We start from the raw sequence: 12,190 nt of genomic DNA on the forward strand, positions 1-12,190 counted from the left end.
AAAAACCCGCTTCGGCGGGTTTCTTGTTATTTAAACTGGTCGCTTGGACTGCGGCTTGAACACATAAAAGAGGTTGGGCTCGCTGACGACGTAAATATTTCCTGCGTCATCCAAAGTGACGCCTTCAGGTTGCGGTATGCTCTTATGCAGTCCATGAAACCCTTGCCACAACGCCAGCGACCCCATAGGCTGGCCTGATTCGTCAAACTGCTTTAGCAGTTTTGATTCGTCACTGAGCAGAAACAGGTGCCCTGACTGTGCGTGGTGCGACACTTCTGACAAGTCACGCAGCACCCATTTGATCGCCTGATCATACTGAGGCATGCGTTCAACCACGACCCTATTCAGCTGCGCTTGATCCGGATGATACAGGCCACTGACTGAAATAACGTATTTTGGATCCCGCTCTTTGACGACAATCAGGCGATGATGCAAGCTATCCCAGGACACGCCTTCAAAATTCTTATTTCCCCGTTCGTTCAGCCCCAAGCGAAATAATTTGGCATTGTTGATCGACACTTCCCTCGTTTCCGGGCCAAGCTGCAATAGCAAAAGTTGACTTTCCCGCTCGTCTGCGACCACAAAGTAATCTTTCTCTATATGCGTAATTCCCTCAAGGTCATCGACACCTTGGACACTGATCTCGCGCAAAGGTACACCACCGGTGGTTAACTCAATAATCTTACCCATATCGTTCAAGACGGCGAAAAGGGTGCCGGTTTCACGATTAAATGTAATTCCAGATAAGTTTTTATAGCCAGAAAGCGGCTTCGCCTCTATCGAGACTTGATAATGTGCCAGATCAAGACCGTGATGATCTGTCGGATGCAATTGATGCCATACATGCCACACCAGCGCCTCGCCTTTGATCATGTAAAGCGTCGCAAGCAGGCCTGCCAGTAAACTGAATGCCAAACCGGCTTTTGCCATGCGCTGCCTTAGAGACTTCATAAGAGGACTACCTATAAGAGAGTTAACCACTATGGCCTGTTAACGCTATTTCAGTTGCCGCTGCTGGAGAGCATTTATTCGTTACGCAAGGCGGAAAGAGTCGCAGGAATAGATTTGGCGCAGCTGGCTACATAAGCGATAGACAACGTAGCGAAGCGAATAAATGACTCCAGCCCGTAGGATTACCTCTGTCATCAGCGGTCTCCGCGTTGTTCGGCGCTTGTTGGGAATAACCAAACTGCGCTTCTCACGCCTTGATACCACTGATGACAGAGGCAACATCGACAATTGAAATAGCGTTAACAGGCCCTAGACAGACTGAATATATGCAAGCAAGTTCCGAAAATCGGCTAAAGAGATGCCGCTACTCGACTCAGGGGTGTTGGGAAGGATGGTTAAACAGATTCTTGACGCTGACCGCGGCCGAGCAAGGCACTGACAGCTTCTTGCGCAGTCTTTTGGTTGGTCAATAACTGATTGACTTCAAAGGTAATCGGCATTTCAACATGGATGGTTTCTGCGCGACGCATGACTTCACGCGCCGTATTCACGCCTTCTGCCACATGGCCCAAACCGGCGAGGATGCTTTCAAGAGACTTGCCTGAAGCGAGTTGCAAGCCGACTTCACGATTACGCGAATATTGACCGGTACAGGTCAGGATCAGGTCACCTGCCCCAGCCAGCCCCATAAAGGTCTCTGCCTTGGCGCCGAGTGCCATGCCAAAGCGGGTGATTTCTGCCAGCCCGCGCGTGATCATCGCAGCACGTGCATTGTTGCCAAAACCCATGCCGTCTGAGATCCCGGCGGCAATCGCCATCACGTTTTTCACCGCACCGCCTACAGAAGCGCCCACCACATCGGTGCTATCGTAGACGCGCAGACAGCCACCGTGAATCAGCTGTGCCGCTTGCTGCGCCAGCTCGCGGTGATTGGCAGCGAGCGTAATCGCCGTCGGCAAGCCACGTACCAGCTCAGCGGCAAAGCTGGGGCCGCTTAATACGCCCCACGGATATTCGCTACCCAATTCATCTTGCGCGACTTCAAAAGGCAGCTTGGCCGTTTGGGGTTCCAGGCCTTTATTGGCCCAGATCAATGGCTGTGTAATGCCCAAAGCTTTGAGCTGTTGCAAGATAGGCCGGAAACCAGCGGTAGGCACCACAGATAAAATCAAATCGGCACCCTCAATGGCAGCCGCCAGATCATCTTCTACCGAAAGTTTTTCAGGGAATGCAAAGTCGCCGAGGTAAAGCGGGTTGGAGCGTGCTTTGCGCATGCCGGAAACATGTCCGCTGTTACGCGCCCACAGCACAACCTCGTGCTGTAGCGCGATATGCATGGCGAGAGCAGTGCCCCAGGCACCGGCTCCAAGAACTGCGACCTTACTCATTTGGCTTTATCCAGACACATCACCAGCGTGACTAGCGATGTCCTTGATTTGAATAAATTAGTTAGGTGCACCAGCGGCTTGTGCAGCTTGCTGTTGCTGTTGCAGGTACAGCGCTTCGAAGTTGATCGGGTTCAACAATACCGGCATAAAGCCTGCGCGGGTCACCATATCGGAAATCGCTTCACGGGCATATGGAAACAGGATATTCGGACAAGCCACGGCCAGGATAGGCTCCATGTTTTCTTGCGGCACATTGCGGATGGCAAAAATGCCGGACTGGTTCACTTCCACCAGGAATGCAGTCTTGTCTTCGATTTTGGCAGTCACGGTCACTTTGATAGACACGTTGAAAATGCCGTCTTCGATCTGCTGCGCGCTGTTGCCCAGCTCCACATTGATTTGCGGTGTGGTACGCTCAGTGAAAATGGCAGGCGCATTAGGCACTTCAATCGAAGCGTCATGTACGTACAGTTTTTCAATGCTGAAAATGGGCGCTGCGTTTTGTTCTGTTTGGTTCTGTGAATCCTGAGCCATGAATTATCCTTAATTGATCAATACACAAAGCCGCTATTCTAACCGGACACGTGCAGCATGACTATGTGTTTTTTGTGACAAAAGCAAGAGGTATCTATGCGGCCAGCAATGGATCCAGCCCACCCTGCACATCCAGCGCATGCAGGTCATCAAAGCCGCCCACATGATGGTCACCGATAAATATCTGCGGTACCGTGCGGCGGCCAGTTTTTTCCATCATTTCAGCTCGTAGCTCTGGCTGTAAATCAACACGGATTTTTTCAATCTCGGTCACGCCCTTGTTTTTGAGCAAGCGCTCCGCATTCATGCAGTATGGGCAGACTGCAGAGGTATACATTACGACTTTAGCCATGATGATCCTTTAAAGTAATTGCTTATTTGCCAGTGGGCATGTTGGCTTCCTGCCAGGCCTGCATGCCGCCTTTCAATACATTCAATGCACTGAAATTTTGCGCTTTGAGTAACTTGGCCGCTTTGCTGGCACGGCTGCCACGCTGGCAGACAATCAATACGGGTTTGTCACGAAACTTTTCCAGTTCCTTGCTGCGCGCATCCAGTTGCGAGAGCGGTATGTTGCGGGCACCCTGCAAATGGCCTTGCGCAAACTCGCCTGCGTCACGCACATCCAGCACCAAAGCAGATTTTCGGTTCATGAGCACGACGGCTTCTGTGACCGAGAGCACAGTTGCTCCAGCTGATGAACGATTCAGCATGGGCCACAACAGGGCCAGTCCGGAGCCGATTGCCAAACCGATCAACAATACATTTTGCTTAAAAAAATCCACTTGTTTTACCTGCCTATTCACTTTATGTTTTCACAGTCCTGCGCCCTTCGGGTAGGCGTCACCTGCGGTTGCGATTATAATAGACGAATCATTCATTTGACATTGCGTCACCACTTTAAAGATTCTTAGCCATGCCTATCAAACCTGTTATTTTGCTGATTCTCGATGGTTTTGGTCACAGCGAGACCGTTGAATTCAATGCCGTCCTGCAAGCGAACACCCCCAACCTGGACAGACTTAGAGCGACGTACCCGCATAGCTTGATCAATGCCTCTGAACACTACGTTGGCCTGCCGGACGGACAGATGGGCAACTCAGAAGTGGGCCACTTGAATATTGGGGCGGGACGTATCGTCTTTCAAGACTTCGAGCGCATTAATAACAGCATACACACCGGTGAGTTTTTCCAGTTACCCGCACTGGTGAATGCCATGCAAGACCTCAAAGCCAACGACAAAGCCCTGCACATCCTGGGCCTGCTGTCTGACGGTGGCGTACACAGCTACCAGCCACACATTCACGCCATGCTCGATATGGCCAAACAGCAAGGCCTGAACAAAGTGTATGTGCATGCCTTCCTAGATGGCCGTGACACACCGCCAAAGAGCGCGCAACCTTACCTGCAAGCACTCGAAGATCACCTGAAAACCCTTGGCGTAGGCAAAGTGGCCTCTGTGGGTGGCCGTTTCTATGGCATGGACAGGGACAAACGCTGGGAGCGCGTTTCGGTCGCGTATGAGTTACTGGTCAATGGCATTGCAGACCATGTTGCACCCGATAGCCTCACCGCATTACTACAGGCTTATGCGCGTGATGAGAGTGACGAGTTTGTCAAATGCACCGCCATCCGCGCCGCCAATGACGCCCCGATCCGGATGGAGGACGGTGACTGCCTGGTGTTTATGAACTTCAGGAGTGATCGCGCCCGCCAATTGACTGACGCCTTGCTCAACCAGCAATTTACCGGTTTTTCCCGTAGCCGCATCCCTCACTTCAGTCACTACTTTACGCTGACCCAGTATGACAAAAACCAGACGCTGGCTGAACCGATTTTTGCCCCCTACACGGTTCCTAACACGTTTGGTGAGTACGTCTCCAAGCTTGGCCTCAAACAACTACGTATCGCCGAGACCGAGAAATATCCGCACGTGACATTTTTCTTCAATGGCGGTGAAGAAACGGTATTTGATGGTGAAGACCGTATCCTGGTCCCTTCGCCTAAAGTCGCCACTTACGACTTGCAACCTGAAATGAGCGCACCTGAAGTCACCGACAAACTGGTGGCCGCAATTGAGTCTGGGCAATACCAGGCGGTGATATGCAACTATGCCAATGGCGACATGGTCGGCCATACCGGCAACCTGCAGGCGGCGATTAAAGCTGTGGAAACACTGGATACCTGTATTGGCCGTGTGGTAGCCGCTGCGCAGAAAATGGGTGCAGAAGTGATTATTACCGCAGACCACGGCAATGCAGAAAGCATGTTTGACCATGCCAGCGATCAGGCACACACGCAGCACACCACCAACCTGGTGCCGTTTATTTATATTGGCCGCCCAGGGAGCATTGCTGCAGGTGGTGCGCTTTCTGATATTGCGCCGACGTTGCTGTCACTGATGGGCATTCCCCAACCTTCAGAAATGACAGGCAAGAACTTGATCACCCTCAATGCAATGGCTTAAGCCGCTAAGCCTGATGCATGTCTGAGTTCAGCATTTTCGCCCTATCCAAGCAGTCCTCAAGATGGACCTCCTGCTGCACTGTTTGCCTCTGTCTATGGCTGGGCACTTTAGCCCTGCCTGCGAGTGCCGCAGCAAATGACAAAGCGGAGACGACTAAAGGCGACCTGGAGCAGGTCAAAGAAAAAATACAGCAACTAGCCAACGCGCTCAAGGCTTCTCGCGTCGCCAAGCAGGATGCACACGAGGCCTTGAAAGCCTCTGAAACGGCGATCAGCGCCTCTCGCAAAAAACTGCGTGAGATCCAGGATGCACAACAAGAAAACCGCAGCAAACTGCAGGACCTGCAAAAGCAGTTATCTCTGCTGCAGCGCCAGGTCAACCAGCAACGCAACACGCTGAGTGAGCAACTTAACCAGCAATACCGCCACGGCAACAACAGCCCATTGCAAATGCTGTTGCAACAGCAGGACCCTGCCAACACCACACGCAACCTCAAATATCTGGGTTACCTGACCGCAGCACACCAGCAACAAATTCAATCACTGCAAGACAACCAGGAAGCCATCGCCCGTGTCCGTGCAGCCACGACCGAACAGCTGCATGAAACCGAACGCCTGGCGAACCAATATAGCGAAACGACGCAAAAGTTAGAAGGCGAGAAATCGCGTCGTACGGAAGCACTCAACGAACTGTCCAAACAGATTGAAACGCAAGAGCAACAGATGGTGCGCCTGAAAAAAGACGAAGAGGCGTTGTCACAACTGTTCCAGCGCTTGCTTGCGGAAGCGAAAAAGCGTGAACAGGAAGCGCTGGCAAAAGCCAAACGCGAAAAAGCAGCAGCAGCGAAACTTGCCGCCCAACGTGCAGCAGAACAGGCCCGCAAGAAAAAGTCTGCTGGTCGTACATTTGAGCGCTCACCGCAAACCAATGTCGAGGACAGCGAAAGTAGCTCCTCCAGCACCGTCATCGCCAAAAATGAAACCTTGCCTGAATACAGCGCCAGCAAAGAAAACTTTGCCCAACTGCGCGGACGCTTGCGTTTGCCGGTGCGTGGCGATGTGATTAACCGTTTTGGGACCGCACGCGCCGACACGGGCGTCAGCTGGAAAGGCATTTTTATCCGTGCCAAAGAAGGTAGCGAGGTGAAATCCGTGGCTGGCGGCCAGGTGGTATTTGCTGACTGGATGCGTGGGTTTGGCAACCTGATTGTGATTGACCATGGCAATGGCTACATGAGCTTGTATGGCAATAACGAAGCCTTGTACAAATCCTCAGGTCAAGCCGTCAAAACCGGAGACACCATTGCAGCCGTGGGTAACAGCGGCGGTAACGCAGAAAATGGCGTTTATTATGAATTACGCCGTAACAGCGTCCCGTTTGATCCCTTGCAGTGGAGCACTGTCAAATAAAACCAGAAAACCGTGACTGGCGCGAGAAAAAAGTGAGACAAGGACGTTGATTCACGCCCTTGATAACAGACTAAAGACTATTTCTCAGAGGATGACTCACCTGGAATGTCAGGCATAGGCGTGTTTGCAAGCGCTTCTGCATTCTGTTTATCAATCTCTTCCTGAGACATGGTAATACCCGGCACACGCTCATCTGCTGTCGGCTCATAACCACCTCCGCCAGATGATTTTGTGGGTGCAGGGGTCTCCTGGGCTGCCGGTTCAGCCGCTGGTGCAGTTTCCGGAACAGGCATTTCCTCTTCCTTGCTGCAAGAGATCAGCCCCAATGCCAGGAATATCGTTAACAAACATGTGATCCACTTCATACGCATCTCCTCTTTTGTGTTTTACTAAGTTATAAAAATCTGGGTTTACTCACCCATCACATGCATAAGCAACCGCCTGCGAGCAGCCAAATGCCTGTGCTCAAACAGAAAGATGCCTTGCCACTGGCCCAGCGCTACCCGCCCCTGCAAAACAGGGATAGACAGACTGGTTTGCGTCAATGCCGTGCGCACATGCGCCGGCATATCGTCAGGCCCTTCCACGGTATGAATAAACAAATCATCCCCGTCAGGGACCAGGCGATTGAAAAAGGCTTCCATATCTACCAGCACATCGCGATCATAATTTTCATTGATCAACAGGCTGGCAGAAGTGTGTTGAATATAAAGCGTCAGCAAACCGGTTTGGATGCCTGACTGCTGTACCCACTGCAGGACTTGCGGCGTAATATCATACAGTCGCCGACCCTGTGCATTAATCGAAAGTGTTTCGTGCTGTTGTCGCATGCAAGATTCTCAACCCAAAAAACCGGCTTATCGCGTGAACCGCTAGCCTGGATTACCAGTAACGCCAGCCACCACCCCAATAAGGACGGTATCCCCATGGGCCGCCATAAAAGCCGGGGCCATAAAACCATGGATCCATACTACGCAACCTGGCGGCATCCCGTTCACGCTTGAGCTTGGTTTCATTTTCAACGCGTGCTTTTTCGCGTTTGTTGATTTCATCGGCAATGGCATTTTGCTCGGCCAGCGCGTTGGCCTGCTGCATATAATCCAGCACACCTTTGGAAATACCCTTTTGATGCCATGACAAGACTTGTGAAGGCGTCAATACATAGCGGGATTGTGACTGCTTGATCGCTTCTATTATCTCGGCATCCGTCTTGCCCTGCTTGCTCATGGTGACAATTTCTTCCAGCGTCAAAGTTGACTGCGGTGGTGGCACGAGCGCAGCAAGTTGCTCAGGGGAGATGCGTTCAATTTGCACAGGTTGTGGCGCTTGGGTGGCACAACCAGCCAACAAAGCCAACACAACCATTAAAGCAACGTAATTTGAAGAGTGCATAAGGGTCCATTCTACCCGATAAAGCAAAGGGTCATACGAGTACGACCCTTTGCGCTGGTTCAAGGTTCAGTCACCGCCTGTGTCAGCCTTTGCGGAATTGCATCTTTCCGGCCTGGAAATCAACACGGATCGTGTCTTTGGCTGCAAATTGTCCAGCCAGGATTTCCCTTGCCAGCGGATTCTCAATCTCGCTCTGGATGGCACGTTTGAGCGGACGCGCGCCATACACCGGATCAAACCCGGCATTGGCAATCTCGGCCAGTGCCGCATCACTGATGTCCAACTGCATATCCATCGCTGCCAGGCGTTTGGCCAGCAACTGCAACTGGATATTGGCAATCGATTTCACATGCGCCTCACCCAGTGAATGGAATACCACCACTTCATCAATCCGGTTAATAAATTCCGGCCTGAAATGCGTTTTTACCTCACCCATCACGGCCAGTTTCACCACCTGGTAATCCTGGTCTGCCATGCTTTGTATCATCTGGCTACCCAGGTTCGAGGTCATGATAATCACGGTATTTTTAAAGTCTACCGTACGGCCCTGACCATCGGTTAGACGGCCATCATCCAGCACTTGCAGCAACACGTTAAACACATCTGGATGCGCTTTCTCCACCTCGTCCAGCAATACCACCGAATAAGGTTTGCGGCGCACGGCCTCGGTCAGGGTGCCCCCTTCTTCATAGCCAACATAGCCCGGTGGCGCACCGATCAGGCGGGAGACGGAGTGCTTCTCCATGAACTCGCTCATATCAATGCGCACCAAGTGCTCTTCACTATCAAACAGGAAGCTGGCCAGCGCCTTGCACAACTCGGTTTTACCCACACCCGTTGGGCCCAGGAACAGGAAGCTGCCATACGGACGGTTAGGGTCACTCAAGCCGCTACGCGAGCGGCGGATGGCGTCCGACACCAGGCGCACGGCCTCATCCTGGCCCACTACGCGCTCATGCAAGCGGCTTTCCATATTAAGTAGTTTTTCACGCTCACCCGTCATCATCTTGCTGACAGGAATCCCTGTGGCACGGCTCACCACTTCAGCAATCTCGTCGGCACCCACCTCGGTACGCAACATTTTATGTTTGACCGCGCCATGGGCTTCAGCCGAAGAAGCATGCTTCAACTGTGCTTCCAGCTGTGGCAATTTGCCATACTGCAGCTCAGAGACTTTTTGCCAATCGCCCTTGCGTTTGGCTGCTTCCATATCCAGCTTGATTTTCTCAATCGCCTCCTTGACGCCCGCAGACCCCTGCACAGCTGCTTTTTCGGCCTTCCAGACTTCTTCGAGGTCGGCATATTCTTTTTCCAGCTTGGCGATTTCATCTTCAATCAGGCTAAATCGTTTCTGGCTGGCTTCGTCTTTTTCGCGGCGTACGGCTTCCCGTTCGATCTTGAGCTGAATCAGGCGTCGGTCCAGCTTGTCCATCACTTCCGGTTTCGAGTCAATTTCCATCTTGATGCGTGAGGCTGCCTCGTCGATCAGGTCGATGGCTTTATCGGGCAAAAAGCGGTCTGTGATGTAGCGGTTGGACAATTCAGCGGCCGCAACAATCGCCGGGTCGGTAATTTCCACGCCATGGTGCAATTCGTACTTCTCCTGCAAACCGCGCAAAATGGCAATGGTGGCTTCGACACTGGGCTCGTCCACCAGCACTTTCTGGAAGCGGCGCTCCAGCGCTGCATCTTTTTCGATGTACTTGCGGTATTCATCCAGTGTGGTCGCACCTACACAATGAAGCTCACCGCGCGCCAGGGCCGGTTTGAGCATATTGCCCGCGTCCATCGCACCCTCAGACTTACCCGCACCCACCATGGTATGAATTTCGTCAATAAAAACGATAGTCTGGCCTTCATCTTGCGCCAGCTCTTTAAGTACCGCTTTCAAGCGCTCTTCAAATTCGCCACGGTATTTGGCACCAGCCAGCAACGCGGCCATATCCAGACTCAATACTTTTTTGTTCTTGAGCGAGTCAGGCACTTCGCCATTCACAATCCGCTGGGCCAGACCTTCCACAATAGCCGTTTTACCCACGCCAGGCTCACCAATCAGTACCGGGTTGTTTTTGGTACGGCGTTGCAGCACCTGGATCGCACGGCGGATTTCATCATCACGGCCAATCACAGGATCCAACTTGCCTGCACGCGCACGCTCGGTCAGATCCAGCGTGTATTTTTTCAATGCTTCACGCTGGCCTTCGGCTTCCTGGCTATTGACGGACTCATTGCCACGCACAGCTTTGATAGCCTGCTCCAGCGCTGATTTGTTTACGCCATGTTGCTTGAGCAGTTTGCCGGTATGGCCTTTGTCATCAGCCAATGCCAGCAAAAACATTTCGCTGGCGATGTAGCTATCGCCACTCTTCTGTGCGAGTTTATCAGTGACATTCAGCAGGTTATTGAGATCGCGCGAAATGCTGACATCTCCACTGTTTTCACTGACCTTCGGCAAGTCATCAATGGCCTGTTGCAGGCTGGTTTTAAGCGCACTTACCTGCGCACCGGCACGTGACAAGAGCGCAGCAACACTGCTGTCGTCCTGGTTTAGCATGGCCAGTAACAAATGTGGTGCTTCTATGGTGGGATGATCGGCACCCACGGCCATGCTCTGGGCATCGGCGAGTGCCTGCTGGAATTTGGTTGTGAGTTTATCAAAACGCATTGCAAACCCTTTCATTATTAAAGTCATGCCGCACCCTTGCGGCTGGATAACCCTATAATGCGGCGGGTTTTAGCGTTTTCAATAGATATAGATCAAATTTGTAAGATTTTGTATTGCTATTGAGTCAAAGGAACGAGTTGCAGCCCTTTATCCACAGTGTTCACTGCCAGCATCACTTTGCCTTGCAGATTTAACCATTGCGGATAGTCAAGCTTGGTAGCACTGTGCAACAAGACGGTCGCGGAGCCCCAGGTCCGGCCACCATCCAGTGAAGCCATGGCCCAGACTTCGTACCCTCCTGTGTCACGTTCTAGCCAAGCCAGCCAGACTTTATCGCCGATACTCAACAAGGCCGGATGACCGGCATTTCTTTTAGCGTCGCCGATGCGCCTTGGCGGTGAGGTTACCCATGCATGGTCATCCATGCGGACGATACGCAATCCCGGTTTATCTCCTGCGCCATCAAAATAAGCGAGGTGATAGCCAAAGCCCTCCCCAACGGCAATCGCCGCCCCATGGTGCGGACAGCCATCCACTTGCCAGTGGCCATAACTGGCACGCACCAGCACCGGCTTGCCCGATGAGCCAATTTCAGCCATGGCGTGATCTCGCTCACTCCCTTCAAACACATGCCGCCAGAGCACCGCTACCGTCCCATCCGGCTTGCTGGTCATGGCAATCCGGCAACATTCGCAACTGCTATCCGCCAACTTTTGTTCTGGCGCAAAAGTTTTGCCGTGATCAGTTGAAACCGCGTAGTAAATCGCTGCACCGTCATAAGCTTTACCTGCCGCCTTGGCTGCCAGCAAATCCCGCTTATCGATCCAGGCCACGGTAATGGTGCCATTGGCCGCAACCTGCAAGCTGTCAAAACGATGGGTGATCTCATCGCGGTGCTGATGCACGATATATGGCGCCTCAAAGCTTTTGCCACCATCGACTGAGCGCGCAAACCAGATGTATCCCCCATAGGGTTTTTTCAGGGATTCGGTCCAGGTAACATAAAGGTTACCGTTGGGCGCGACCGCGATTTTAGGGCGGGCTTCGCCATCCGCAGCCACTTTCATTGCCACCGGATTAACCACTATCTCTCGGCCAAGCAACTTACCATTGGCATCCAGCGATGCCACCCAAACCTGCCCTTGCCTGCTTTGTGCCAGCCAGATCCGGCCTGCAGCATCAGAGGCCACGCTGACCGACAGCGCTGTGGACGGCGCTTCAGCATGTCCATGATGCCCTTCATGGGCGTGTGCACAATCCAGCCACGCTGTCACCAGCAGAAACAGGCTCAAAAACACGTTTAAACTCAGCCTGTGCAGGCTACTGTTACCGATAAGATTGACGTTCATTAACACAAGTGAAACTCGCTAAAGTTTAGCGCCAA

At 52.4% G+C, this 12,190-nt stretch carries 12 protein-coding genes; 2 read left to right on the plus strand and 10 right to left on the minus strand.

What is annotated here, in order from left to right:
• Window positions 1-30: 30 nt before the first annotated feature.
• From F463_RS0105540 to F463_RS0105560, 5 genes are all read right to left on the minus strand, one after another.
• A complete protein-coding gene (locus F463_RS0105540) occupies window positions 31-930 on the minus strand; it encodes an SdiA-regulated domain-containing protein (RefSeq protein WP_018986065.1) in 900 nt (299 codons plus the stop codon).
• Between the two features lie 416 nt (window positions 931-1,346).
• Entirely contained in the window at window positions 1,347-2,339 is a 993-nt protein-coding gene (locus F463_RS0105545) for an NAD(P)H-dependent glycerol-3-phosphate dehydrogenase (protein WP_018986066.1), read from the minus strand.
• Window positions 2,340-2,396: 57 nt separating this feature from the next.
• Window positions 2,397-2,873, minus strand: a complete 477-nt coding sequence (gene secB / locus F463_RS0105550) for a protein-export chaperone SecB (protein WP_018986067.1) — start codon at window positions 2,871-2,873, stop codon at window positions 2,397-2,399.
• A 94-nt stretch (window positions 2,874-2,967) separates the two neighbouring features.
• A complete protein-coding gene (gene grxC / locus F463_RS0105555) occupies window positions 2,968-3,225 on the minus strand; it encodes a glutaredoxin 3 (protein ID WP_026295337.1) in 258 nt (85 codons plus the stop codon).
• A 22-nt stretch (window positions 3,226-3,247) separates the two neighbouring features.
• Complete coding sequence (locus tag F463_RS0105560) at window positions 3,248-3,658, minus strand: rhodanese-like domain-containing protein (protein WP_018986069.1); 411 nt, start codon at window positions 3,656-3,658, stop codon at window positions 3,248-3,250.
• 131 nt (window positions 3,659-3,789) lie between these two features.
• Between F463_RS0105560 and gpmI the strand changes: the two genes are divergently transcribed.
• A complete protein-coding gene (gene gpmI, locus F463_RS0105565) occupies window positions 3,790-5,340 on the plus strand; it encodes a 2,3-bisphosphoglycerate-independent phosphoglycerate mutase (protein ID WP_018986070.1) in 1,551 nt (516 codons plus the stop codon).
• A 17-nt stretch (window positions 5,341-5,357) separates the two neighbouring features.
• Window positions 5,358-6,749 (plus strand): murein hydrolase activator EnvC family protein, encoded by a 1,392-nt coding sequence (locus F463_RS0105570; protein WP_018986071.1) that lies wholly within the window; start codon window positions 5,358-5,360, stop codon window positions 6,747-6,749.
• 77 nt (window positions 6,750-6,826) lie between these two features.
• Here the strand turns inward: F463_RS0105570 and F463_RS0105575 are convergent, their stop codons facing one another.
• The 5 genes from F463_RS0105575 to F463_RS0105595 form a co-directional block, all read right to left on the minus strand.
• Window positions 6,827-7,114 (minus strand): hypothetical protein, encoded by a 288-nt coding sequence (locus F463_RS0105575; protein WP_018986072.1) that lies wholly within the window; start codon window positions 7,112-7,114, stop codon window positions 6,827-6,829.
• Between the two features lie 45 nt (window positions 7,115-7,159).
• Complete coding sequence (locus F463_RS0105580; RefSeq protein ID WP_018986073.1) at window positions 7,160-7,579, minus strand: secondary thiamine-phosphate synthase enzyme YjbQ; 420 nt, start codon at window positions 7,577-7,579, stop codon at window positions 7,160-7,162.
• Between the two features lie 52 nt (window positions 7,580-7,631).
• Window positions 7,632-8,141: a hypothetical protein gene (locus tag F463_RS0105585; RefSeq protein WP_026295338.1), complete on the minus strand. Its 510-nt coding sequence runs from the start codon at window positions 8,139-8,141 to the stop codon at window positions 7,632-7,634.
• A gap of 82 nt (window positions 8,142-8,223) precedes the next feature.
• Window positions 8,224-10,806 carry an ATP-dependent chaperone ClpB gene (gene clpB / locus F463_RS0105590; protein WP_018986075.1) on the minus strand — a complete coding sequence of 861 codons (2,583 nt, stop codon included), beginning with the start codon at window positions 10,804-10,806 and terminating at the stop codon, window positions 8,224-8,226.
• A 116-nt stretch (window positions 10,807-10,922) separates the two neighbouring features.
• The gene (locus tag F463_RS0105595; protein WP_018986076.1) at window positions 10,923-12,155 is read right to left on the minus strand and encodes a sialidase family protein; all 1,233 of its coding nucleotides are present in this window, start codon (window positions 12,153-12,155) and stop codon (window positions 10,923-10,925) included.
• Window positions 12,156-12,190 lie beyond the last annotated feature (35 nt).

This window comes from Methylophilus methylotrophus DSM 46235 = ATCC 53528, assembly GCF_000378225.1.
GTDB lineage: Bacteria > Pseudomonadota > Gammaproteobacteria > Burkholderiales > Methylophilaceae > Methylophilus > Methylophilus methylotrophus.

Bases quoted from the DNA above. Each gene is read 5' to 3' on its own strand.
- F463_RS0105540 (WP_018986065.1), bottom strand. From the start codon at position 930: ATGGCAAAAGCCGGTTTGGCATTCAGTTTACTGGCAGGCCTGCTTGCG.
- F463_RS0105545 (WP_018986066.1), bottom strand. From the start codon at position 2,339: ATGAGTAAGGTCGCAGTTCTTGGAGCCGGTGCCTGGGGCACTGCTCTC.
- secB (WP_018986067.1), bottom strand. From the start codon at position 2,873: ATGGCTCAGGATTCACAGAACCAAACAGAACAAAACGCAGCGCCCATT.
- grxC (WP_026295337.1), bottom strand. From the start codon at position 3,225: ATGGCTAAAGTCGTAATGTATACCTCTGCAGTCTGCCCATACTGCATG.
- gpmI (WP_018986070.1), top strand. From the start codon at position 3,790: ATGCCTATCAAACCTGTTATTTTGCTGATTCTCGATGGTTTTGGTCAC.
- F463_RS0105570 (WP_018986071.1), top strand. From the start codon at position 5,358: ATGTCTGAGTTCAGCATTTTCGCCCTATCCAAGCAGTCCTCAAGATGG.
- F463_RS0105575 (WP_018986072.1), bottom strand. From the start codon at position 7,114: ATGAAGTGGATCACATGTTTGTTAACGATATTCCTGGCATTGGGGCTG.
- F463_RS0105580 (WP_018986073.1), bottom strand. From the start codon at position 7,579: ATGCGACAACAGCACGAAACACTTTCGATTAATGCACAGGGTCGGCGA.
- F463_RS0105585 (WP_026295338.1), bottom strand. From the start codon at position 8,141: ATGCACTCTTCAAATTACGTTGCTTTAATGGTTGTGTTGGCTTTGTTG.
- clpB (WP_018986075.1), bottom strand. From the start codon at position 10,806: ATGCGTTTTGATAAACTCACAACCAAATTCCAGCAGGCACTCGCCGAT.
- F463_RS0105595 (WP_018986076.1), bottom strand. From the start codon at position 12,155: ATGAACGTCAATCTTATCGGTAACAGTAGCCTGCACAGGCTGAGTTTA.